The 22,952-nt window shown below is 70.2% G+C and carries 18 protein-coding genes; 13 read left to right on the top strand and 5 right to left on the bottom strand.

Going from position 1 to position 22,952, the window contains the following annotated elements; all coding sequences use genetic code 11:
• Positions 1-75 precede the first annotated feature (75 nt).
• The 8 genes from gspL to AAG801_RS20775 all read left to right on the top strand — a co-directional run bounded on the left by gspL (position 76) and on the right by AAG801_RS20775 (position 10,817).
• On the top strand, positions 76-1,344 hold the full coding sequence (gene gspL, locus AAG801_RS20810; RefSeq protein WP_341890075.1) for a type II secretion system protein GspL: 1,269 nt from the start codon (positions 76-78) through the stop codon (positions 1,342-1,344).
• Positions 1,341-1,862, top strand: a complete 522-nt coding sequence (gene gspM / locus AAG801_RS20805; RefSeq protein WP_341890074.1) for a type II secretion system protein GspM — start codon at positions 1,341-1,343, stop codon at positions 1,860-1,862. Before gspL ends, gspM begins: the two co-directional genes overlap by 4 nt.
• Positions 1,859-2,743 (top strand): type II secretion system protein N, encoded by an 885-nt coding sequence (gspN, locus tag AAG801_RS20800; protein WP_341890073.1) that lies wholly within the window; start codon positions 1,859-1,861, stop codon positions 2,741-2,743. The genes gspM and gspN overlap by 4 nt, the downstream gene beginning before the upstream one ends.
• Positions 2,744-2,745: 2 nt before the next feature.
• The gene (gspD, locus tag AAG801_RS20795) at positions 2,746-4,929 is read left to right on the top strand and encodes a type II secretion system secretin GspD (protein WP_341890072.1); all 2,184 of its coding nucleotides are present in this window, start codon (positions 2,746-2,748) and stop codon (positions 4,927-4,929) included.
• A gap of 10 nt (positions 4,930-4,939) precedes the next feature.
• Positions 4,940-6,361: a type II secretion system ATPase GspE gene (gene gspE, locus AAG801_RS20790; RefSeq protein WP_341890071.1), complete on the top strand. Its 1,422-nt coding sequence runs from the start codon at positions 4,940-4,942 to the stop codon at positions 6,359-6,361.
• A gap of 4 nt (positions 6,362-6,365) precedes the next feature.
• Complete coding sequence (gene gspF / locus AAG801_RS20785; RefSeq protein WP_341890070.1) at positions 6,366-7,580, top strand: type II secretion system inner membrane protein GspF; 1,215 nt, start codon at positions 6,366-6,368, stop codon at positions 7,578-7,580.
• Positions 7,577-9,724 carry an ATP-binding protein gene (locus AAG801_RS20780; protein WP_341890069.1) on the top strand — a complete coding sequence of 716 codons (2,148 nt, stop codon included), beginning with the start codon at positions 7,577-7,579 and terminating at the stop codon, positions 9,722-9,724. The genes gspF and AAG801_RS20780 overlap by 4 nt, the downstream gene beginning before the upstream one ends.
• An 82-nt stretch (positions 9,725-9,806) precedes the next feature.
• Positions 9,807-10,817 carry an AAA family ATPase gene (locus AAG801_RS20775; RefSeq protein WP_341890068.1) on the top strand — a complete coding sequence of 337 codons (1,011 nt, stop codon included), beginning with the start codon at positions 9,807-9,809 and terminating at the stop codon, positions 10,815-10,817.
• Positions 10,818-11,537: 720 nt separating this feature from the next.
• Here the strand turns inward: AAG801_RS20775 and AAG801_RS20770 are convergent.
• Both AAG801_RS20770 and AAG801_RS20765 read right to left on the bottom strand, forming a co-directional pair.
• Positions 11,538-12,515: a tripartite tricarboxylate transporter substrate binding protein gene (locus AAG801_RS20770; RefSeq protein WP_341890067.1), complete on the bottom strand. Its 978-nt coding sequence runs from the start codon at positions 12,513-12,515 to the stop codon at positions 11,538-11,540.
• 35 nt (positions 12,516-12,550) lie between these two features.
• Positions 12,551-13,792 carry an aminotransferase class V-fold PLP-dependent enzyme gene (locus AAG801_RS20765; RefSeq protein ID WP_341890066.1) on the bottom strand — a complete coding sequence of 414 codons (1,242 nt, stop codon included), beginning with the start codon at positions 13,790-13,792 and terminating at the stop codon, positions 12,551-12,553.
• Between the two features lie 103 nt (positions 13,793-13,895).
• On the opposite strand from AAG801_RS20765, the gene AAG801_RS20760 reads away from it, so the two are divergent.
• The 3 genes from AAG801_RS20760 to AAG801_RS20750 all read left to right on the top strand — a co-directional run bounded on the left by AAG801_RS20760 (position 13,896) and on the right by AAG801_RS20750 (position 18,640).
• Positions 13,896-14,588: a GntR family transcriptional regulator gene (locus AAG801_RS20760; RefSeq protein ID WP_341890065.1), complete on the top strand. Its 693-nt coding sequence runs from the start codon at positions 13,896-13,898 to the stop codon at positions 14,586-14,588.
• Positions 14,585-17,554 carry an FAD-linked oxidase C-terminal domain-containing protein gene (locus AAG801_RS20755; protein WP_341890064.1) on the top strand — a complete coding sequence of 990 codons (2,970 nt, stop codon included), beginning with the start codon at positions 14,585-14,587 and terminating at the stop codon, positions 17,552-17,554. Before AAG801_RS20760 ends, AAG801_RS20755 begins: the two co-directional genes overlap by 4 nt.
• Positions 17,555-17,671: 117 nt before the next feature.
• The gene (locus tag AAG801_RS20750) at positions 17,672-18,640 is read left to right on the top strand and encodes a tripartite tricarboxylate transporter substrate-binding protein (RefSeq protein WP_341890063.1); all 969 of its coding nucleotides are present in this window, start codon (positions 17,672-17,674) and stop codon (positions 18,638-18,640) included.
• A gap of 52 nt (positions 18,641-18,692) precedes the next feature.
• On the opposite strand, the gene dtd is transcribed toward AAG801_RS20750, so the two are convergent.
• From dtd to tyrS, 3 genes are read right to left on the bottom strand one after another with little or no spacing between them, the layout of a single operon-like run.
• The gene (dtd, locus tag AAG801_RS20745) at positions 18,693-19,136 is read right to left on the bottom strand and encodes a D-aminoacyl-tRNA deacylase (RefSeq protein WP_341890062.1); all 444 of its coding nucleotides are present in this window, start codon (positions 19,134-19,136) and stop codon (positions 18,693-18,695) included.
• Positions 19,133-20,023 (bottom strand): cation diffusion facilitator family transporter, encoded by an 891-nt coding sequence (locus AAG801_RS20740; protein WP_341890061.1) that lies wholly within the window; start codon positions 20,021-20,023, stop codon positions 19,133-19,135. The genes dtd and AAG801_RS20740 overlap by 4 nt, the downstream gene beginning before the upstream one ends.
• Positions 20,024-20,032: 9 nt before the next feature.
• Positions 20,033-21,268: a tyrosine--tRNA ligase gene (gene tyrS / locus AAG801_RS20735; RefSeq protein WP_341890060.1), complete on the bottom strand. Its 1,236-nt coding sequence runs from the start codon at positions 21,266-21,268 to the stop codon at positions 20,033-20,035.
• A gap of 185 nt (positions 21,269-21,453) precedes the next feature.
• Between tyrS and AAG801_RS20730 the strand changes: the two genes are divergently transcribed.
• Positions 21,454-22,827: a M23 family metallopeptidase gene (locus AAG801_RS20730; protein WP_341890059.1), complete on the top strand. Its 1,374-nt coding sequence runs from the start codon at positions 21,454-21,456 to the stop codon at positions 22,825-22,827.
• Positions 22,828-22,861: 34 nt separating this feature from the next.
• Positions 22,862-22,952, top strand: a 91-nt coding sequence (locus AAG801_RS20725; RefSeq protein ID WP_341890084.1) for an anhydro-N-acetylmuramic acid kinase, incomplete at its 3' end; no start/stop codon positions are given.

Below are 22,952 nucleotides of genomic sequence, written 5' to 3'. Positions count from 1 at the left end.
TCCTAAGTCGTTGATTTGTGAAGGTTTGTAGGGGGGCCGACCCTACAATGCCGGCAGCCCCCTGATGCGCAATCCATGTCCATCCTCGTCGTCCAGATTCCCGAACGCCAGCGCCTGAACGCACGCGGCGGACTTGCGCCGGAGAGCGCCGCCTCCGGGCTGGCGACCGAGTACGCCTACGTGAGCAGCCCCGATGCGCTGGTCATGAGCGGCCAGGGCGAGGCCGCGGCCGCGCTGCTGCCCAAGGCCGTCACCGTCATCGCGATGCTCGCCGACACCGACGTCAGCTGGCACCGCATCACGCTGCCCAAGGCGCCGGCCGCGAGGCTGCGCGCCGCGCTGGTCGGCGTGCTCGAGGAATCGCTGCTCACCGACCCGGACGACGTGCACCTGGCCGTCGCGCCCGGCGCCACCGCCGGCCAGCCGACCTGGGTGGCCGCGGTCGACCGCCACTGGCTGCGCGCCGAACTCGCCGCGCTCGAGAAGGCCAACGTGTTCGTCGACCGCATCGTGCCTTCGTCCTGGCCGGACGATCCGCCCAGCGGCCACTTCGCCGAGACGCGCGTCAGCCTCAACGGCCCCGAGCAAGGCGTGCTGCTGCACTGGGCCCATGCCGACGGCGTGGCCAGCATCCGGCTGCACGGCGGGTTGTCGCGCGCCTTGATCCCGCGGCCGGCCCCGGCAGGCACGCGCTGGAGCGCGACGCCGGGCGCGGCCAGTTCGGCCGAACAGTGGCTGGGCATGCCGGTCAACGTGATGTCGCGGCCCGAGCGTGCGCTGCAGGCGGCGCGCAGCCTGTGGGATCTGCGGCAGTTCGACCTCGCGCAGCGCACCCGCGGCGCGCGCGCGCTGCGCGACGGCCTGCGCAAGTTCACCAGCCCGCAGTGGCGACCGGTGCGCTGGGGTCTGGCGGCGCTGGTGGTGGCGCAGATCGTCGGGCTGAACCTGTGGGCCTGGCACCAGCGCAGTACCGTCGAGGCGCGCCAGCAGGCGATCCGCAGCGCCGTGCGCGCCGCCTTCCCGCGCGTCAGCGACCTCGACCTGCAGCGCGACGCCGCCGCCGTGATGCAGCGCGAGGTGCAGGCACTGCGCGCCGTGGCCGGCAAGGCTGGCGATACCGACTTCGAGCCGATGCTGATGGCCGCCGCCTCGGCCTGGCCGCCTGATCGGCCGCCGGTGGAAACGCTGCGCTACGAACCGGGCCGCCTGACGCTGGCCGCCGCCGGCTGGAGCGAGCAGCAGATCGCGCAATTCAAGAGCCTGCTGCAGCCGGCCGGCTGGCAGGTCGACGCCAACGGCACGCAGATCGTGCTGTCGCGGGCACGCGCCGGAGCGCGATCATGAACGAGAAGGCGATGGCTCTGCCGGCCAACCTGGCGCAGTCGCGCGAACGTGCGCGGGCCTACTGGCGCAGCCGCGCACCGCGCGAGCGCCTCGCGCTGGGCGCCGCCGCCGCGGTGCTCGGCACCTTCATCGTCTGGCTGCTGTTCGTGCAGCCGGCCTGGCGCACGCTGCGCGACACGCCGGCGCAGCTCGACACGCTCGACGCGCAGCTTCAGCAGATGCAGCGCCTGGCCGCCGAGAGCCAGGGGCTGCGCGGCGTGGCTGCGGTGACGCAGGTGCAGGCCGCAGCGGCGCTGAAGTCGGCCACCGACCGCCTCGGCGACAAGGGCCGCCTGTCGATGCAGGGCGAGCGTGCCTCGCTGACGCTCAACGGCGTGTCGCCCGAGGCGCTGCGCGGCTGGCTGCTGGAAGCGCGCAGCGCGGCGCGCGTGCGGCCGGTCGAGGCGCAGCTCAGCCGCGGGCCTCAGGGTTTCACTGGCACGCTGGTCGTCTCGCTGAGCAGCGGAGCCGCGCCATGATCCGCCGCCGCAAGGCCCGCCCGTGGGCCAACACCGCCTCGGCCACCGGCTGGGGCGAGTCGACCTACGCAGAGATCGCCTGGGACAAGTCGCGTGGGGCCACCACGCGCTGGGCGGTGTTCGGCATCGTCGTCGGCGTGCTGGTCGGCGTGATCGTGTTCGCGCCCGCGGCCTGGCTGGCCCGCGCGATCGCCTCCGCGACCAACGAACATCTGCTGCTGGCCGACGCGCGCGGCACGGTCTGGTCGGGCAGTGCGGTGGTCGTGCTGACCGGCGGCCCGGGCAGCCGCGACGCCAGTGCCCTGCCCGGCCGGCTCGACTGGACCGTCGGGCTCAAGGGCCTCGGCCTCGAACTGCGCGCGCGCCACGCCTGCTGCCTGAACGGCCCCGCCTCGATCGTCGTGCGGCCGGGCCTGGGGCGCGTGTCGATCGCGCTGGGCGCCAACCCCGACTGGATCGGCCAGTGGCCGAGCGCCTGGCTGGGCGGCCTGGGCACGCCGTGGAACACCATGCAGATGGGCGGCAGCCTGCGCCTGTCCTCACCCGGGCTCAGCGTCGAGTCGGTGCAGGGGCGCTGGCGCCTCGCCGGCCGCGCCGACATCGACCTGCTCGAGGTCTCCTCGCGCCTGTCGACGCTGGACACGCTGGGCAGCTATCGCTTCACCGTGGCGGCCGACCCCTCCGGCAACGGCGCCTCGCAGCTGATGCTGTCGACGCAGCAGGGCGCGCTGCAGCTGTCGGGCAACGGCAGCCTGGGGCCGACCGGCCTGCGCTTCCGCGGCGAGGCGCAGGCAGCGCCCGGCCAGGAAGCGCCGCTGACCAACCTGCTGAACATCATCGGGCGGCGCGATGGCGCCCGGTCCGTCATTTCGATCGGATGACCATGAAGCTTTCCCAGCCCTCGGGCCTCTCCTCGCGCCGCTGGCCGGCCACGCTGGCCGTGGCGATGCTCGGCGCTGCCCTCGTGCCGCCGCCCGGGGCGTTCGCCCAGACCACGCCGGCCGCCAAGACACCGCCGCAGGCCAAGGGCCGCTTCGCCGGCGGCGAGCCGGTGACGCTGAACTTCGTCAATGCCGACATCGACGCCGTCTCGCGTGCGATGGGTGCGATCCTCAAGCAGCAGTTCGTCGTCGACCCGCGCGTGAAGGGCCAGATCACGCTGTTCAGCGAGCAGCCGATCACGCCGCGCGAGGCCTATCTGAACTTCCTCGCCGCGCTGCGCGGCCTGGGCTTCACGGTGGTCGAAGTCGGCGGGCTGTTCAAGGTCGTGCCCGAGGCCGATGCCAAGCTGCAGACCGGCACCGTGGTGGTGGGCGAGACCGGCCGCCGCGGCGACCAGATCCTCACCCAGGTGTTCAAGCTCAACCACGAGAACGCCAACAACCTGGTCCCGGTGCTGCGCCCGCTGATCAGCCCGAACAACACGATCAACGCGAACCCGGGCAACAACTCGCTGGTCATCACCGACTACGCCGACAACCTGCAGCGCATCGCCAAGATCATCGCGGCGATGGACACACCGGCGGCCGGCGAGGTCGAGGTGATTGCACTGCGCCACGCCGTGGCGGCCGACCTCGCGCCGATCGTGCAGCGGCTGGCCGATGCCGGCGGCGGCACGGCCGTGGTGCCCGGCGCACCGGCCGCCGGCGGCGCCAGCAGTTCGGTGATCGCCGACTCGCGCAACAACAGCCTGCTGGTGAAGGCCGGCAGCCCGGCGCGCATGGCCAGCATCCGCTCGCTGGTCGAGCGGCTCGACCAGCCACCGCAGGGCTCGGCCGCAGCCGGCAACATCTGGGTCGTGCACCTGCGCAATGCCGATGCGACCAAGCTCGCGCAGGTGCTGCGCGCCGCCTTTGCCGGCGGCTCGGGCGGCGGTGGTGGCTCGACCAGCCCCAGTTCGCCGCTGACCGCCTCGCCGACCACACAACCGGCGGTCACCGCCGGCGGTGCCTCGCCGCAGGCCACCACGCCGGTCGGCGCCAGCGCCGGGCCGTCCACCGGCGGCTTCATCCAGGCCGATCCGTCGACCAACTCGCTGATCATCACCGCAGCCGAGCCGCTGTACCGCCAGGTGCGCGCGATGATCGAGCAGCTCGACTCGCGCCGCGCGCAGGTCTACATCGAGAGCATGATCGTCGAGGTGTCAGGCGACAACGCCGCCGACTTCGGCCTGCAGTGGCAGGGCCTGCTGGGCAACAGCGGCGACAAGTACGGCCTGGCGGCCGGCACCAACCTGGCCATCGGCGGGCCGAGCATCATCGCGCTGTCGCAGACCGCCGCCGGCTCGGGCACCACGCTGCCCGGCGAAGGCGTCAACATCGCGCTGATCAAGAACTACGGCGGCACCTACGCGCTGGCCGCGCTGGCCCGCGCGCTGCAGACGCAGGCCAACACCAACATCGTCTCGACCCCGAACCTGATCACGCTGGACAACGAGGAGGCGAAGATCGTCGTCGGCGAGAACGTGCCCTTCATCACCGGCCAGTTCACCAACACCGGCACGGCGACGACCAGCCCGTTCCAGACCATCGAGCGCAAGGACGTCGGCATCACGCTGCGCATCAAGCCGCAGATCGGCGAGGGCGGCACGGTGCGCATGACGATCTACCAGGAGCAGTCGGCCGTGAAGGCGACCACCGCCGCCGGCACCAGCAACGCCGGCCCGTCGACGACCAAGCGCTCGATCGAGTCGACCGTGGTGGTCGACGACGGCGCCATCCTGGTGCTCGGCGGCCTGATCAGCGAGACCTACACCGACACCAAGGCGCAGGTGCCGCTGCTCGGCGACATCCCCTTCCTCGGCGCGCTGTTCCGCAGCGAGAAGCGCGAGAAGAACCGCAGCAACCTGATGGTGTTCCTGAAGCCGACGATCATGCGCGACGGCGACGCCGCCTCGAAGCTGTCGCTGGACCGCTACGACCTGATCCGCGCCCGCCAGGAGGGCCAGCAGCCGGTGCCCAACCCGCTGCTGCCGCTGAAAGACGCACCGGTGCTGCCGCCGGCGCCGCAGCCCGCATCGGCACCCGCGTCCGCGGCTTCGGCGCCGGCGTCGGCCGCGTCGAACTAGGACGACAGCCATGGGCGCGCGCCACCCCCTGCCCTACGCCTTCGCGAAGGCCAACACGCTGCTGCTCGAAGACGACGGCGAGCGCCTGGTGCTGTGGGCGCCCGAGTCGGTGCCGCTGCCGGCGCTGTCGGAGGTGCTGCGGCTGTACGACGTCGACGCGCTCGAACGCGAGGCGGCGCCGTCGCTGAACAGCCGCATCGCCGCGGCCTATGCCGGTGGCGAGTCGAGCGCGGCGGCAGTGATCGGCGAGGTCGAGAGCGAGGTCGACCTGTCGCGCATGATGCAGGACCTGCCGGCGGTGGAAGACCTGCTCGAGGCCGCCAATGACGCGCCGATCATCCGCATGCTCAACGCGCTGCTGACGCAGGCCGCGAAGGACGGCGCCAGCGACATCCACATCGAGCCGTACGAGCGCAGCTCGGCGGTGCGCTTCCGCGTCGACGGCACGCTGCGCGAGGTGGTGCAGCCGAACCGGGCGCTGCATGCCGCGCTGATCTCGCGGCTGAAGATCATGGCCGAGCTCGACATCGCCGAGAAGCGCCTGCCGCAGGACGGGCGCATCTCGCTGCGCATCGGCGGCCGCGCGGTCGACGTGCGCGTGTCCACCCTGCCCTCGGCGCACGGCGAGCGCGCCGTGCTGCGCCTGCTCGACAAGGGCGAGGCCAAGTTCTCGCTCGAGTCGCTGGGCATGGACGGCGACGTGCTGACCAAGTTCGACCGCCTGATCCAGCAGCCGCACGGCATCGTGCTGGTCACCGGCCCGACCGGCTCGGGCAAGACGACCACGCTGTACGCCTCGCTCGGCCGCGTCGACACGCAGACGACCAACGTGCTGACCGTGGAGGACCCGGTCGAGTACGAGCTCGCCGGCATCGGCCAGACGCAGGTCAACCCGAAGATCGACCTGACCTTCGCGAAGGCGCTGCGCGCCATCCTGCGCCAGGACCCGGACGTCATCATGATCGGCGAGATCCGCGACTTCGAGACGGCGCAGATCGCCATCCAGGCCTCGCTGACCGGCCACCTGGTGCTGGCCACGCTGCACACCAACGATGCGCCGAGCGCGGTGACCCGCCTGACCGACATGGGCGTCGAGCCCTTCCTGCTGTCGAGCTCGCTGCTCGGCGTGCTGGCGCAGCGCCTGGTGCGCAAGCTCTGCCCGCACTGCAAGCGCGCCGACGAACGTGGCCGCTACCACCCGGTGGGCTGCAAGGAATGCGGCATGAGCGGCTACAAGGGCCGCACCGGCGTGTACGAGCTGATGGTCGCCGACGACCGCGTGCGCGCACTGATCCACAGCCGCGCGGCCGAGAGCCAGCTGTTCGTCGCCGCCGAGGAAGCCGGCCTGCGCTCGATGCGCGAGGATGGCGAACGGCTGGTGAACGAGGGCATCACCTCGGCCGAAGAGGTCATGCGCGTCACGCGCGAGTAGCTTCGTGCCAGCCTACAAGTTCGAAGCCCTCGACGCCGCCGGCAAGGCCACCTCCGGCCTGCTGGAGGCCGACAACGCCAAGTCGGCGCGCGCGCAGCTGCGTGCGCAGGCGCTGGTGCCGCTGGACGTCAAGCAGGTCGCGGCCGACACCAGCGCCGCCGGCGGCCTGAGCCTGAAGCGCAAGGTCTTCAGCAGCACCAGCCTGACGGTGTGGACACGCCAGCTCGCCGGCCTGGTCGGCTCCGGGCTGCCGCTCGAGCGCGCACTGACCGCGCTGGCCGACGAGGCCGAGGACAACCGCCAGCGTGAACTCGTCGCCCACCTGCGCAGCGAGGTCAACTCCGGCTCGGCCTTCGCGCGCGCCCTGTCCACGCTGCCGCGCGAGTTCGACGACGTCTACCGCGGCGTGGTTGCCGCCGGCGAGGCCAGCGGTGCACTCGGGCCGGTGCTCGAGCGCCTGGCCGACGACCTGGAAGAACGCCAGGCGCTGCGCGCCAAGCTGATCGGCGCAACGCTCTACCCGGCCATCGTCTCGCTGATCGCGGTGGTCATCGTCGTCTTCCTCGTCACCTACGTGGTGCCGCAGGTGGCCTCGGTGTTCACCACCTCCAAGCGCGCGCTGCCAGCGCTCACGGTCGCGATGCTGGCCATCAGCGGCTTCCTGCGCAGCTGGGGCTGGCTGCTGATCATCGGCATCGCCGGCGGCATCGGCACGCTGCTGTTCATGCTGCGCAACGAGGCCTTCCGCGAACGTTTCGACGCTGCCTGGCTGACCCTGCCGCTGATCGGCCGGCTCTCGCGCGGCTACAACGCGGCGCGCTTCGCCGGCACGCTGGCGATGCTCGCCGGCGCCGGCGTGCCGATCCTGAAGGCGCTGCAGGCGGCGGCCGAGACACTCTCCAACCGCGCGATGCGCGCCGACGCGATGGATGCGCTGGTGCAGGTGCGCGAAGGCGCGCCGCTGGCCTCCGCGCTGGCCGGCAAGAAGCGCTTCCCCGGCCTGCTGGCGATGTTCTCCCGCCTGGGCGAGCAGACCGGCCAGTTGCCGCTGATGCTCGACCGTGCCGCGCGCCAGCTCGGCGCCGAGGTGCAACGCCGGGCGATGCAGATGGCCACCATCCTCGAACCGCTGCTGATCGTCGCGATGGGCGGCGTGGTGATGCTGATCGTGCTGGCGGTGCTGCTGCCGATCATCCAGCTCAACACCTGGGTCAAATGAACCCGTCGGGTCCGGCGTCCGCTGCGACCGGCGACGCCGGCCCGGCTGCCGCGGTCAACTCGGCCAGCGCGCTCGAGCAGGAACTCGCGCGGCGGCTGCTCAACCTGATGGCCGGCCTGATCCTCGCGGCCTCCGGCGTCTTCCTGATCGTCAACCTGTGGCAGCGGTTGTGGCCGGAGGCGGCGCTGTCGGCCCTGGTGGTCGGCGGCACCTGCGCCGCGTGGCGCCACGCGCGCCGCCGCCGCTGCGCGACGCTGGGCATCCGGCTGCTCGCCTGGACGACCTTCATCGGCCTGTCGGGCGGGCTGCTGCGCCAGGGCAGCACGATGGGGCCGGCGATCTGGTGGCTGAGCACGCTGCCGCTGCTGCTGCTGCAGGGCGGTGCGCTGATCGACGGCGTGGTGATGACAGTGCTGATCGTCGCCGAGGCGGTGTTCGTCACGACGATCGCTGCGGCGCTGGGCATTGCCGCGGTCGATCCGGAGCTGCTCGGCGTGGTGCGGCGCGACATCGCCATCGTCGGCGCGATGGTGGTCAACGCCCTGGTGCTGCTGATGGGCAGCCGCTGGCGGCGCTCGCTGCTGGCGCAACTCGACGAGGCCCGCCTGAGCGCCGAGGAGGCCGCGCGGATCAAGACCCGCTTCCTCGCCAACATGAGCCACGAGATCCGCACGCCGCTGCACGGCATCGTCGGTGCCGCCGAGCTGCTGCGCGGCACGCGGCTGGACGAAGGGCAGCGCCAGGTACTGGGCGTGCTGCGGCGCAGTTCGTCGGCGCTGCTGGCGCTGGTCAACGACGTGCTCGACTTCTCCAAGCTCGAGGCCGGGCGCATGCGTGTCGAACACGCCCCCTTCGACCTGCACGACGCCATCCACGATGCCGCCGAGGTGTTCTCGGCGCAGGCCGATGCGAAGGGCGTGGACCTGCTGTCGCACTGCACCGCCGACCTGCCTCAGACCACCACCGGCGACGCCGCGCGGCTGCGCCAGATCCTGCACAACCTGGTCGGCAATGCGGTGAAGTTCACCGCCGCCGGCGAAGTGCGCGTGTTCGCCGCGCCGGAGCGCGGCGACGACGGCTCGCGATGGGTGCGCGTGTCGGTGCGCGACAGCGGCATCGGCATGGACGAGGCGCAGGTCGCCGGGCTGTTCGAGGCCTTCTCGCAGGCCGACCTGTCGACCACGCGGCGCTTCGGCGGCAGCGGCCTGGGCCTGGCGATCGCCCGCGAACTGGCCGAGCTGCTCGGCGGCCGCATCGAGGTGCAGAGCCTGGCCGGCCAGGGCTCGACCTTCATGCTGATGCTGCCCTTGCACGACACCACCGAGGCGACACCACCGGCGGCGGTGCTGGCCGGCGTCGAGGTGCGCGTGATCAGCGCCAGCCGCAGCCGGGGTGAGGATCTGGCCGAACTGGTGCAGCGCCACGGCGGCCGCTGCGCGCGACTCGCCGCGCTGCCGCCGGTCGAGCCGACGCCGGCCGCCGGCATGCGCCGCGTGATGCTGTGCGACGACCGCTCGCTGGAGGCGGCCGATCTGTCGGTGGCCGACTGGGCCGACCGCCTCGCCACGGGCGGCGAACGCGGCGTGCTGCTCGTCTCGCTGGCCGCCGATGCGCGCAAGCTGCCGCGCGAGCTCGTTCCGCTTTACCGGCCGGCGCAACCGCTGCGGGTGCTCGAGGCGCTGCAACGCGCCCTCGAACCGGTGCCGCCGGACAGTGCGCGCATGGAACTCGACCCGCCGCTGGCAGGGGATGGCACTCGCACGCTGCGCGTGCTGCTGGTGGAAGACAACCTGGTCAACCAGCTTGTCGCCCAGGCCCTGCTCGAACGCCTGGGTGCGCAAGTCATGCTCGCCGGTGATGGCGAGCAGGCGCTGCAGCGCCTGGCGGAGAACGAGTTCGACCTGGTGCTGATGGACTGCCAGATGCCGGTGCTCGACGGCCTGTCCTGCACGCGGCGCTGGCGCGAGATCGAGGCGCAGCGGGCCGGTCCACGCATTCCGGTGGTGGCAATGACCGCCGCGAGCGACGAGGATGCCCGCGCGGCCTGCCGCGACGCGGGCATGGACGATTTCCTCACCAAGCCGGTCGAGCAGGCGCAACTGGCGGCGATGCTGGCACGGGTCATGCAAGCAACTGCCGGGTGATTGGGGTTTTGTTCGATGTCTCGACGCAGTATGGTCCTGCTTCAATGGCATCGAGTCATCGTGGTTCCGGAGGTATCGGTCGATGAGTTCATCGAATGATCTGGTCACGCTGCCGCGCAATGGCATCCCTCGCAGCGGCCTGCCGATCGCGCACATGCGCAGTGTGTACCGCGTGGGTGACGTCGAGCGCCGGCTCGACAAGCTGCCGCCCAAGGAGCACGAGGGCCTGCGCTCCACCTACGAACGCATGATCGAGAAAGGCCCGGAACGTTTCCAGGTCAAGCCCTCCGGCCTGCCGGTGATGGACCACCTCTACGACGACCTGCCCAACTTCGCCGAGGTGCTCGATGACGTCAAGCGTCAACTGGCACTGTGCGAGGACAGCCGCGACGCGCTCGAGATCACGCCTCTGCTGCTGCTCGGGCCGCCGGGCGTGGGCAAGACGCACTTCGCGCGCGCGCTGTCCCACCTGCTCGGCACCGGCATGGGCTTCATCTCGATGAGCTCGATGACCGCCGGCTGGGTGCTCTCCGGCGCCTCCAGCCAGTGGAAGGGCGCGCGCCCCGGCAAGGTGTTCGAGACGCTGGTCGACGGCCAGTACGCCAACCCGGTGATGGTGGTCGACGAGATCGACAAGGCCGGTGGCGAGCACGCCTACGACCCGCTGGGCGCGCTGTACAGCCTGCTCGAACACGACACCGCCCAGACCTTCACCGACGAGTTCGCCGAAGTGCCGATCGACGCCAGCCAGCTGATCTGGGTGGCGACCGCCAACGACGCACGCAGCATCCCCGACCCGATCCTCAACCGCATGAACGTCTACGAGGTGCAGGCGCCGGATTTCGAGGCCGCGCGGCGCATCGCCTTCAAGCTGTATGCCGGCATCCGTGCCGAGCACGACTGGGGCTCGCGCTTCGAGGCCGAGCCGCGCACCGAGGTGCTGGACCGGCTGGCCGAGATGGCCCCGCGCGAAATGCGCCGCGCCTGGATGACCGCTTTCGGCAACGCCAAGCTCGACAAGCGCGACCACATCCTGCCGCGCGACCTGCCCGAGCCTGGGCACAAGCGCGGCGCGATTGGCTTCGTGCAGTAGCGCGACGCTTCCAGGCGCTGCTCGCGCGCAACTGCGTTCGAAGGTCGACGAAGGACCTGTCCGCGGCGTCCGTTCGCGGCCCTGAGTTGAAGTCTGTGTATGTCTGCTTTCGTGCCTTCGATGAGCATCGCGGCAGACGCTGCCCGCCGGTGGCTCATGCGGCGGCGGTCGGCCTTGCAGGCCGACTGCACTGCGATGCTCGCGCCGGGGTCGTGCCGCAGAACTCACTTCGCGACCTGCGGTCGCTGCGTTCAGACAACCGCGGCAAGTCAGATCACGAAGCGCGCTGACGCGCGCCGACCCCGGCGCTGCGCTTCTCGTCGCCGCCCAAATCGCCCCCAGCGGGCAGCGCCTGCCGCGAAGTCCGCCACTGGGGCCCTGCGACCGGCATGCCACCGCTGGTTCAGCAAAGGCGCGTGCGGACAGGCTGGAGCGCGCCTCTGAGGCGCTGAGCAGCGCAGGGCTTGCGGCAGGCGCGCGGCAGCGCGCTTCGTGAACTGACTTGCCGCCGTCTGTTTGAGCGTAGCGAATGAAGTGAGCGCAGCGAGTTGGGCGGCCTGCTGCAAGAACGAGCAGCGCAAGGGAGTCGGCCCGCAGGGGCGACCGCCGAAGCGAAGCGCGTAAGCCTGTCCGCACGCGCCTTTGCCGCGCCAACCGACAACCGCAAAGCAGACGTCGAACTTCCGCTCTGGGCCGCGAGCAGCCCGCGAGGTGCCGCGCTCAGCTCTCGATCCTGATGTTTCCGTCCTTCACCACCTTGGCCCATTTCGCCATCTCGGAACGAATGAAGGCAGCGAACTTCTCGCTCGTGCCGCCGCCGTCCTCGGCGCCGTAGGTCTCGAGCTTCTCCTGCACATCGGGCATAGCAAGGACCTTGTTGACGTCCTCGTTCATCTTCTGCGCGATCGGTGCCGGCAGCTTGCCCGGGCCGACCAGGCCGTACCAGGTGGTCGCCTCGAAGCCGGGGAAGCCCTGCTCCTCCATCGTCGGCACGCCCGGGTGGCCCTTGGCGCGCTTGGTGCGTGTCTGCGCGATCGCCAGCACCTTGCCGCTCTTCACGTGCGGCGTAGCGGCGGTCATGGTCTCGAAGCTGTACTGGATCTGCCCGCCCATCAGGTCGGTGAGCAGCGGCCCGCTGCCCTTGTAGGGCACGTGGATCGCGTCGACCTTGGCCTGCAGCTTGAACGACTCCAGCGCGAGGTGCTGCGCCGAGCCGTTGCCCGCCGAGCCGAAGCTCACCTGCCCTGGCCTGGCCTTGCACAGCGCGACGATGTCCTTCACCGTCTTCGCCTCCTCCTTCGGGTTGGCGATCAGCAGGTTGGGCGTGACGCCCACCAGCACGATGGGCACGAAGTCGCGCTCGACGCTGTAGTTCAGCTTGGGCTGCAGGCTGGGCGCCAGCGCATGGCTGTTGATGTGCGCCATCATCAGCGTGGTGCCGTCGCTGGGCTGCTGCGCGACGTAGTCGGCGGCGAGCACACCGGCAACGCCCGCCTTGGTCTCGACGATGACCTGCTGGTTCCACAGTTGCGTCAGCTTGGTGGCGACCACGCGGGCCAGCGCATCGGTGCCGCCACCCGGCGGGAAGCCGACGACGATGCGGATCGGGCCGCTCGGCCAGGCCTGCGCGAAGACACGCGGCACGGCCAGGGTGGCGGCCACACCGGCGGTGGCTCTCAGGATCGAACGGCGTTGCATGGTCTTGTCTCCAGTCGTTGTTTGGGCGGAATCGTTCAGGCGGCGACGCGCATCGGCGCTTGCAGCGAGTGGGCGGCGAAGAACTCCATCGCGGCCAGCACGCCGCTGCCGGCCAGCGGCACGCCAGCCAGCTTGAAGCCCATCTCGACGCCGGACAGCGCGGCCATCAGCGTCAGGTCGTTGCAGTCGCCGAGGTGGCCGATGCGGAACATGCGGCCCTTGACCTTGCTCAGGCCGGTGCCGAGAGACAGGTCGAAGCGCTCGTGGATCAGCTTGCGCAGCGCATCGGCGTCGACACCCTGCGGCGTGATCACGCCGGTCAGCACCGGCGAGTAGACCGCGGCGTCGGCGCACTGGATCGGCAGGCCCCAGGCGCGCACCGCGCCGCGCACCCCCTCGGCCCAGCGCTGGTGGCGCGCGAACACGGCGTCGAGACCCTGTTCCAGGATCATGTCCAGCGCCTCGGAGAGGCCGTAGAGCAGGTTGGTGTTCGGCGTGTAGGGCCAGTAGCCCGTCTTGTTCATCTCGACGATCTCGTCCCAGGCCCAGAAGCTGCGCGGCAGCTTCGCCGTCTTGCTGGCCTCGAGTGCCTTCGGTGACAGTGCGTTGAAGCTGATGCCCGGCGGCAGCATCAGCCCCTTCTGCGAGCCGCTGATGGTGACGTCGACGCCCCAGTCGTCGTGGCGGTAGTCGGCGCAGGCCAGGCCCGAGATCGAATCGACCAGCAGCAGCGCCGGGTGGCCGGCGGCATCGATGGCGCGGCGCACGGCGGCGATGTCGCTGGTCACGCCGGTGGAGGTTTCGTTGTGGACGACGCAGACTGCCTTGATGGCATGGCCGCTGTCGGCACGCAGGCGCTGCTCGATCAGATCGGCCTGCACACCGCGGCGCCAGCTCCACGGCAGCCCGGTGGCCGCATCGGTGCCGGGCACGGCGAGGAACTCGGGCTTCAGGCCGAGCCGCTCGGCGAGCTTCTTCCAGAGCGTGGCGAAGTGGCCGGTCTCGAACATCAGCACCGCGTCACCGGGGCTCAGCGTGTTGACCAGCGCGGCCTCCCAGGCGCCGGTGCCCGAGGCCGGGTAGATCGCCACCGGGTGCTTGGTGCGGAAGATCTGCTGCATGCCGGCGATCACCTTCAGGCCGAGGCCGGCGAACTCCGGGCCGCGGTGGTCGATGGTGGGCAGGCTCATCGCGCGCAGGATGCGGTCGGGCACCGGGCTCGGCCCCGGGATCTGCAGGAAGTGGCGGCCGCTGGGATGCTGGTCGAGGGGGATCATGAAGCGCTCCTAGAAGTCTTCAGTTTTGCATACAAAATTCATTTGTCAAGCGAAGCTGCCCTAGAATCAGGGCCAACACACCGCTCAGAACTGCATACCAAGCATGGCCGAGATCATCTCCATCCCCCGCCAGGTGCTCCACCAGGAAGTCGCCGTGCGGCTGCGCCAGCGCATCGTCGAAGGCCAGCTTGCGCCAGGCGCCAAGCTCAACGAGCGCGAGCTCGCCGAGTTGCTGAACGTCTCGCGCACGCCGCTGCGCGAGGCCATCAAGATGCTCGCCGCCGAGGGACTGGTCGAGTTGCTGCCGAACCGCGGCGCGGTGGTGGCACAGATGTCCGAGCAGGACGTGGCCGACACCTTCGAGGTGATCGCCGGCCTCGAGGGCCAGTCGGGCGAACTGGCGGCGCAGCGCATCACCGAGAGCGAACTCGCCGAGATCCGTGCGCTGCACTACGAGATGATGGCCGCCTTCACGCGCCGCGACCTGCCGACCTACTACCGCCTGAACGCGCAGATCCACACGCAGATCAACGCGGCGGCGCGCAACCCGGTTTTGGCGCAGACCTGGCGCAACGTCAATGCGCGGCTGCAGGCGCTGCGCTTTCGCTCCAACTTCGACGAGGCGAAGTGGAAGCGCGCGGTGAAGGAGCACGAGCGCATGGTCGAGTTGCTCGCCGCGCGTGACGCCGCGGGCTTGCGAACGCTGCTGATCGAACACCTGGTGCACAAGCGCGACGCGGTGCTCGAGCTGATGAAGAACGGCCAGTTGCACCCGGGCGGAAAGGCCAGCGCATGAACGCCGAACTGGCACGTCGACTCGCCAAGGAGACCGAAGGCGAGGTGCTGTTCGATGCCGCCTCGCGCGGCCGCTACGCCACTGACGCGTCGATCTACCAGATCATGCCGGTCGGCGTGTTCGTGCCCAAGACCCAGCGCGATGTCGCGATCGCGTTGCAGGTCGCCCGTGAGACGGGTACGCCGGTGCTGCCGCGCGGCGGCGGCACCTCGCAGTGCGGCCAGACCACCGGCGCGGCGCTGGTGATCGACTTCAGCAAGCACCTGCGGCGCGTGCTCTCGGTCGACGTCGATGCGCGGCGTGCCGAGGTCGAGCCCGGCCTGGTGCTCGACCACCTCAACGTCGAGCTGAAGAAGCACGGCCTGTGGTACCCGGTCGACGTGTCGACCAGTGCGCAGGCCACGCTCGGCGGCATGGCCGGCAACAACTCCTGCGGCAGCCGCAGCATCGCCTACGGCAACATGGTGCACAACGTCGAGCGCATCGACGCCTGGCTGGCCGACGGCAGCGAGGTGAGCTTCGGCCCGCTGGCCACGCTGGGCACGAAGGAACGCCACATCGCGGCGGTGGTGCGCAGCCTGGCCGAGGCGCTGGCGCCGGAGATCGACGAGCATTGGCCGACGGTGATGCGCCGCGTCGCGGGCTACAACCTCGACATCTTCAGGCCGCGCAGCGAGCGGCCGTACACGAACGACGGCAGCGTCAATCTGGCGCACTTGCTGGTCGGCGCCGAGGGCACGCTGGCACTGACGCGCAGTCTCACGCTGCAGCTCGCGCCGCTGCCGAAGGCGAAGGTGCTGGGCGTGATCAACTTCGCCAGCTTCCACACCGCGATGGACTCGGCCCAGCACATCGTCAAGCTGGGCCCAAGCGCCGTGGAGCTGGTGGATCGCACGATGATCGAGCTGTCGCGCGCCAACCCGGCGTTCCGGCCGGTGATCGAGGCGGCGCTGATCGCTGTCGAGGGAAGGTCGCCCGACGCCATCCTGCTGGTCGAGTTCAGCGGCGACGATCGCGGCACGCTGCTCAAGCAGTTGCAGTCGCTGGTCGAGCTGATGGGCGACCTGGGCCTGCCCGGCAGCGTCGTCGAGATGCCTGACGAGACGCCACAGAAGGCGCTGTGGGAGGTGCGCAAGGCCGGCCTGAACATCATGATGAGCCTGAAGGGCGACGGCAAGCCGGTCAGCTTCATCGAGGACTGCGCGGTGCCGCTCGAGCACCTGGCCGAGTACACCGACGCGCTGACCGAGGTGTTCCGCAAACACGGCTCGCGCGGCACCTGGTACGCCCATGCCTCGGTGGGCACGCTGCACGTGCGGCCCATCCTCGACATGCGGCGCGACGGCGCGGCCAAGATGCGCGCCATCGCCGATGAGGCCGCCGCGCTGGTGCGCAAGTACAAGGGTGCCTACAGCGGCGAGCACGGCGACGGCCTGTGTCGCGGCGAGTGGATCCGCTGGCAGTTCGGCGCGAAGATCGACGACGCCTTCCGCGCCATCAAGCAGGAGCTCGACCCGGGCAAGCTCTTCAACCCCGGCAAGATCGTCGATCCGCCGAAGATGGACGACGCGCGGCTGTTCCGCTTCCCGCCGACGTACAGGACCATCCCGCTGAAGCCGGTGCTCGACTGGTCGGCCTGGGATGTGCGCAACGACCCGGCGACCGAGACCACCACCGCGCCGGGCACGGGCGGCGACCCCACCGGCGGCCTCGCGAAGGCCGTCGAGATGTGCAACAACAACGGCCACTGCCGCAAGTTCGACGCCGGCACCATGTGCCCGAGCTACCGCATCACGCGCGACGAGCAACACCTCACCCGCGGCCGTGCGAACACGCTGCGCCTGGCGCTGTCGGGCCAGCTCGGCGGCGAGTCGCTCGATGGCGAAGCGGTGAAGGCCGCGCTCGACCTGTGCGTCGGCTGCAAGGGCTGCAAACGCGACTGCCCGACCGGCGTGGACATGGCGCGCATGAAGGTCGAGGCTACGGCGGCCTACAAGGCCCGCCACGGCCACACGCTGCGCGACCGGCTGATCGCGCACCTGCCCCGCTACGCGCGCTGGGCGAGCGCGATGCCGTGGCTGTTCAACCTGAGGGATCGTGTGCCGGCGCTGGCGCGCTGGTCCGAACGTGCCGTTGGGTTTGCCGCTGCGCGCAGCCTGCCGCGCTGGCGGCGCGACACGGTGCGCCGCGTGGCGCCGCAGCTCGGCCTCGTCGACGCAGACCAGGCACTCGCTGCCGAGAAGAGCGTGGTGCTGTGGGTCGACACCTTCAACGGCCACTTCGAGACCGAGAACGCCCGCGATGCCGTGCGCGTGCTGCAGGCCGCCGGCTATGCGGTGCACGTGCCCGGGCTGCAGGGCGCGCCGCTGTGCTGCGGGCGCACCTACCTGTCCACGGGCATGGCCGATCGAGCGAAGGCGCAGGCCGGTGCGCTGGTGACGGCGCTCGCACCGTTCGCCGAGCGCGGCATTGCGATCGTCGGGCTCGAACCCTCGTGCCTGCTGACGCTGCGCGACGAGGCGCTGGTGATGGGCCTGGACGACGCGGCAACGACCGTGTCGGCGCAGGCGCTGACTTTCGAGGAGTTCGTCGCCCGCGAAGCGACGGAGGGCCGATTCGCGCCGACGCTGTCGCCAGCCACGAAGCCGATCAAGGTCCACGGCCACTGCCACCAGAAGGCCTTCGGCGTGGTGCAGCCGGTGCTCGAGGTGCTGAAGCTGATCCCCGGCGCGAAGCCCGAGCTGATCGAGAGCTCCTGCTGCGGCATGGCCGGCAGCTTCGGCTACGAGGCCGAGCACCATGCAGCGTCGCTGCAGATGGCCGAGCTGTCGCTGCTGCCGGCGGTGCGCGCCGCGGGCGAGGCCTGGATCGTCGCCGACGGGGCGAGTTGCCGGCACCAGATCGCCGACGGCGCCGGGCGCGAGGCACTGCACGTGGCACGTGTGCTGGCGGCCCATCTCGGTTGACCGGGAACACCCGCACCCCGGTTCACCCGGGGTTTACGTAGTTTCCGCCATGTTTGGGCCGCGGGGCCTGCCCACAATCGCGCTGTCTTATCTCCGCCCTCCCGAAAGGACGAAACCATGAAGCGCCTGCTGACGGCCGTACTGGCCACCCTGACCGCCACCGCGGCCCTTGCCGAGTACCCCGACAAGCCGATCACCATCGTCGTGCCCTTCGCGGCCGGCGGCCCGACCGACAAGGTCGCGCGTGACCTCGGCGTGGCGCTCGGCGCGGCGCTGAAGCAGACGGTGATCATCGAGAACGTCGGCGGTGCCGGCGGCACGCTGGGTGCCGGCAAGGTCGCCAAGGCAGCGCCGGACGGCTACACGCTGCTGCTGCACCACATCGGCATGGCGACTTCGCCGGGCCTGTACCGCAAGCTGCCCTTCAATGTCGAGACCGACTTCGAGTACCTCGGCCTGGTCAACGACGTGCCGATGACGCTGATCGGCCGCCCGACGCTGCCGGCGAACAACTACGCCGAACTGGTCAAGTGGCTCGAGGCCAACAAGGGCAAGATCAACCTCGCCAACGCCGGCCTGGGCGCAGCCTCGCACCTGTGCGGCCTGCTGTTCCAGCAGAGCGTGAAGATCGACATGACCACCGTGCCGTACAAGGGTACCGGCCCGGCCATGACCGACCTGCTCGGCGGCCAGGTCGACATCATGTGCGACCAGACCACCAACACGACCAGCCAGATCGAGGGCGGCAAGGTCAAGGCCTACGCCGTGACCACGACGGCGCAGCTGAAGACGCCGGCGCTGGCCAAGCTGCCGACGCTGGACAGCCAGGGCCTGAAGGGCTTCAACGTCAGCATCTGGCACGGCATGTACGCGCCCAAGGGCACGCCGGCCGCCGTGGTCGACAAGGTCAATGCGGCGCTGAAGACGGCGCTCAAGGACGCCGACTTCATCAAGAAGCAGGAAGCGCTGGGCGCCGTGGTCGTGACCGACGGCCGCCTCGCTCCGGCCGAGCACAAGAAGTTCGTCGCCGCCGAGATCGCCAAGTGGGGCCCGGCCATCAAGGCCGCCGGCCAGTACGCCGACTGAGCGTTCCCCGCTGCGACGCAAGGGGCCACCGTTCAGGTGGCCCTTTTCGTTTTCAGCCGCGCAGCGTGATCGGAATGGTCACCGGGCCGTCGTTGACCAGATGCACCTGCATGTCGGCGCCGAACTCGCCGCACTCGACCTGCGGATGCGCGGCGCGCGCGGTGGCGAGTACGCGCTCGTAGAGACGCCGGCCGAGTTCGGGGCCGGCCGCGCCGGTGAAGCTTGGCCGGTTGCCGCCGGTCGTGTCGGCCGCGAGCGTGAACTGGCTGACCACCAGCAGGCCGCCACCTGCGTCCACGACGCTGCGGTTCATCTTGCCGGCCTCGTCCGGGAAGATGCGCAGCTTGAGCACCTTGGCGACGAGCTTGTCGGCGATCGCCTCGGTGTCCTGCGGCTCGGCACAGACCAGCATCAGCAGGCCCGGGCCGATGGCGCCGGTGACACGGCCCGCCACCTCGACGCGCGCCGAGGCGACGCGCTGCAGCAGCGCGATCACACCAGGTCCTTCGGGTCGTCGAAGTGCGCCTCGACGTCGGTCGGCAGCAGCTGAATCGAGGCGCGCAGCCCCGGCACCGCGCTCATCAGTGCCTGCTCCACGCTCGTGCGCAGCGCGGCGGCGCGGCCAAGCGTCCAGCCGGCCGGCATGTGCATGTGCACGTCGACGAAACGCCGCTGACCGGCACGGCGCGTGACGATGTGGTCGAATCGGATGGTGTGGTGGGCGAACTGCGCCAGCGTCTCGTCGATCTGCCCGCGCACCTCGGGTTCGACGGCCTTGTCCATCAGGCCGTCGACCGAGCGCCATGCCAGGTGGGCGCCTTCGCGCAGGATGTTCAGCGCCACGCCGATGGCCAGCAACGGGTCCAGCCACAGCCAACCGGTCACGGGCACCAGCAGCAGGCCGAGCACCACGCCGGCGGAGGTGTAGACGTCGGTGAACAGGTGCCTCGCATCGGCCTCGAGCGCAATCGAGCGCTGCACGCGCGAAGCCACCAGCATGCGCCAGGCGAGCAGCCCGTTGATCGCCGAGCTGGCCACCGACAGCGCGATGCCCCAGCCGAGCTGCTCGAGCGGCTGCGGGTTCGCGAAGCGCCCGGCCGCCGCCCAGATGATGGCCACCGCCGCGCCGACGATCAGCAGGCCCTCGAAGCCGCTGGAGAAGTACTCGGCCTTGGTGTGGCCGAACGGGTGGTCGTCATCGGCCGGGCGCTCGGCGATCGTCACCATCAGCACGGCGAACAGCGCCGAGGCGAGGTTGACGAAGGACTCCATCGCGTCGGACAGCAGGCCCACCGAGCCGGTGACCCACCACGCGCCGGTCTTCATCGCGATGGTGGCCAGCGCGGCCACCACCGACAGCTTGAGCAGGGTCTTCGCCTGCATGCGCTGCGATCAGGCCAGCGTCACGCGCGCGAACTTGCGCTTGCCGACCTGCACGACATAGCTGCCGCGCTCCAGCTTCAGGCCCTTGTCGCTGACCACCGCGCCGTCGATGCGCACGCCGCCGCCATCGACCAGGCGCATCGCCTCGCTGCTCGAGGGCGCGAGGTTGGCCTGCTTGAGCAGCGCGCCGATGCCCAACGGTGCACCCGCGAGCGACACTTCCGGGATCTCGTCGGGGATGCCGCCGCGGGCGCGGTTGGCGAAGTCGGCCTCCGCCGCATCCGCCGCCGCCGCGCTGTGGAAGCGCGTGGTGATCTCCTTGGCGAGCATCACCTTGGCGTCCTTCGGGTTGCGCCCGCCGTCGATCTCGGCCTTCAGCGCGGCGATTTCGGCCTCGCTGCGGAAGCTCAGCAAGGTGAAGTACTTCCACATCAGCGTGTCGCTGATCGACAGCAGCTTGGCGAACATGTCGTTCGCCGGTTCGGTGATGCCGATGTAGTTGCCCTTGCTCTTGGACATCTTCTCGACACCGTCCAGGCCCTCGAGCAGCGGCATGGTCAGGATGCACTGCGGCTCCTGGCCGTACTCGCCCTGAAGCGCACGGCCCACGAGCAGGTTGAACTTCTGATCGGTGCCGCCGAGCTCGAGGTCGCTCTTCAGCGCCACCGAGTCGTAGCCCTGCATCAGCGGGTAGAGGAATTCGTGCACGCTGATCGGCGTGCCGGCCTTGAAGCGCTCGGCGAAGTCGTTGCGCTCCATCATGCGCGCGACGGTGTACTTCGCCGCGAGCTGGATCATGCCGCGCGCACCCAGCGGGTCGCTCCATTCGGAGTTGTAGCGGATCTCTGTCCTGTCCGGATCGAGCACCAGGCTGGCCTGGCGGTAGTAGGTCTGCGCGTTGGCCTCGATCTGCTCGCGCGTCAGCGGCGGCCGCGTGGTGTTGCGGCCGGACGGGTCGCCGATCATCGAGGTGAAGTCACCGATCAGGAAGATCACCTGGTGGCCGAGATCCTGCAGCTGGCGCATCTTGTTGAGCACCACCGTGTGGCCGACGTGAATGTCCGGCGCGGTCGGGTCCAGACCCAGTTTGATGCGCAGTGGCACGCCGGTTGCTTCGGACCGGGCAAGCTTGGCCAGCCAATCGGCTTCAGGTAACAGTTCGTCGCAACCTCGCCGGGACACCTTCATCGCTTGCAGAACGCGGTCGGTCACCGGGAAAGAGGGCGTCGCGGAGGGCTGGGACATGGGGCGCGGGATGGGGGTATTACGAACGGAAGCTCGGGAGGCGCTCGGTATACTTGGCCGTGCGTTATTTCACACCCCGAACGGCCGGCTGAAGCTCCGGCAGGCGCCACGGATTCTAGTGGACGCCCACCTGCAACCTGCATTGACTCGAGCGTCCGCGTTCGGCACAGACTGAATTGAAATCGTTGGGACAACTCGAACGCGCCACCGAGGCGACGCTGGCGCGCGGCAACCGCTTCGTTCACTCGCATCCGCGCACGCTGGCTTCGGTCGTGGCGCTGGCGCTGGCCGGTTTCGGCGCGGCCGCCTACGGCATCGCTCAGACAGCACCCGATGCGTCGGACCTGCCGCGTCGCATGGTGACGGAAATCGTCAACTCCGAGGACGTGCCTTCGCAGCTGGAAGCACTGGCCGGCCACACGCTGAGCCTGTACCGCGCCGAAACGACGCGCGCCGGTGACAGCGCCGAGTCGCTACTCGCCCGTCTGGGCGTGAGCGACGCCGAGGCCGTCGCCTTCTTGCGCCGCGATGCGCAGGCGCGCAAGCTCTTCGAGGGCCGGGCCGGCAAGATCGTGCGCGCCGCCGCCACGACGGGCGGCAGCCTGGTCGAATTGACGGCGCGTTACGCGCCGGCCGACAGCAGCCTTGCCACGACCCACTTCGAGCGCCTGTCTGTCACCCGCATCGACGGACAACTGAGCACGCGCATCGAAACCGCACCGCTGGCCACGACCGTGCGGCTGGGCAGCGGCACGATCCGCAGTTCGCTGTTCGCGGCGACCGACGAATCCGGCATCCCCGATGGCGTCGCCGTCCAGATGGCCGAAGCCTTCTCGGTCGACATCGACTTCCACCGCGAACTGCGCAAGGGCGACACCTTCTCCGTCGTCTACGAGACGCTCACCGCCGACGGCGAAGCGGTCACCTGGAACAACGCGGCCGGCCGCATGGTGGCAGCCGAATTCATCAACAAGGGTCAGTCGCACTCCGCCGTCTGGTTCAAGGACGACGACGGCCGCGCCGGCTTCTACGACCTCGACGGCAAGAGCAAGCGCCGCACGTTCCTGGCCAGCCCGATGGAGTTCTCGCGCGTCACCTCCGGATTCGCGATGCGCATGCATCCGATCCTCAACCAGTGGCGTGCGCACAAGGGTGTCGACTATGGCGCTCCGACCGGCACGGCGGTGCGATCGGTCGCCCGTGGCACGGTCAGCTTCGCCGGGCGGCAGAACGGCTACGGCAACGTGGTCGAGGTCGAGCACGGCAACGGCAAGTCCACGCTCTACGCCCACCTGAGCCGCATCGACGTGCGCAGGGGTCAGCGCATCGAGCAGGGCGAACGTGTCGGCGCCGTCGGCGCGACCGGCTGGGCCACCGGCCCGCACCTGCACTTCGAGTTCAAGCTCAACGGCGCGCAGCAGAACCCGCTGGCGATGGCCAAGTCGTCCGAGGCGATCGAACTGAGCGCCACGGGCAGGCAGCGCTTCGCCGGCGTCGCGCCGCAAATGCGCAGCCAGCTCGACGCGGCGTTGACGGTCGCAGCCAACCTCGCCGAGTGAAGGCGCCGCCGCCGTATCGGTGCGGCCAGGTGACATGCCGGATCTCTACATCGGCCTGATGTCCGGCACCTCGCTCGACGGCGTCGACGGCGTGCTGGTCGAGTGGGGTTCCGCCACCGGCGACG

It is taken from the genome of Variovorax sp. YR752 (assembly GCF_943372545.1).
The sequence above is the reverse complement of the archived record's forward strand: the minus strand, read 5'-3'. Positions and strand labels throughout refer to the sequence as shown.

Coding starts and splice junctions, on each gene's coding strand:
- gspL (WP_341890075.1), top strand. CDS start 76: ATGTCCATCCTCGTCGTCCAGATTCCCGAACGCCAGCGCCTGAACGCA.
- gspM (WP_341890074.1), top strand. CDS start 1,341: ATGAACGAGAAGGCGATGGCTCTGCCGGCCAACCTGGCGCAGTCGCGC.
- gspN (WP_341890073.1), top strand. CDS start 1,859: ATGATCCGCCGCCGCAAGGCCCGCCCGTGGGCCAACACCGCCTCGGCC.
- gspD (WP_341890072.1), top strand. CDS start 2,746: ATGAAGCTTTCCCAGCCCTCGGGCCTCTCCTCGCGCCGCTGGCCGGCC.
- gspE (WP_341890071.1), top strand. CDS start 4,940: ATGGGCGCGCGCCACCCCCTGCCCTACGCCTTCGCGAAGGCCAACACG.
- AAG801_RS20780 (WP_341890069.1), top strand. CDS start 7,577: ATGAACCCGTCGGGTCCGGCGTCCGCTGCGACCGGCGACGCCGGCCCG.
- AAG801_RS20775 (WP_341890068.1), top strand. CDS start 9,807: ATGAGTTCATCGAATGATCTGGTCACGCTGCCGCGCAATGGCATCCCT.
- AAG801_RS20770 (WP_341890067.1), bottom strand. CDS start 12,515: ATGCAACGCCGTTCGATCCTGAGAGCCACCGCCGGTGTGGCCGCCACC.
- AAG801_RS20765 (WP_341890066.1), bottom strand. CDS start 13,792: ATGATCCCCCTCGACCAGCATCCCAGCGGCCGCCACTTCCTGCAGATC.
- AAG801_RS20760 (WP_341890065.1), top strand. CDS start 13,896: ATGGCCGAGATCATCTCCATCCCCCGCCAGGTGCTCCACCAGGAAGTC.
- AAG801_RS20755 (WP_341890064.1), top strand. CDS start 14,585: ATGAACGCCGAACTGGCACGTCGACTCGCCAAGGAGACCGAAGGCGAG.
- AAG801_RS20750 (WP_341890063.1), top strand. CDS start 17,672: ATGAAGCGCCTGCTGACGGCCGTACTGGCCACCCTGACCGCCACCGCG.
- AAG801_RS20740 (WP_341890061.1), bottom strand. CDS start 20,023: ATGCAGGCGAAGACCCTGCTCAAGCTGTCGGTGGTGGCCGCGCTGGCC.
- tyrS (WP_341890060.1), bottom strand. CDS start 21,268: ATGTCCCAGCCCTCCGCGACGCCCTCTTTCCCGGTGACCGACCGCGTT.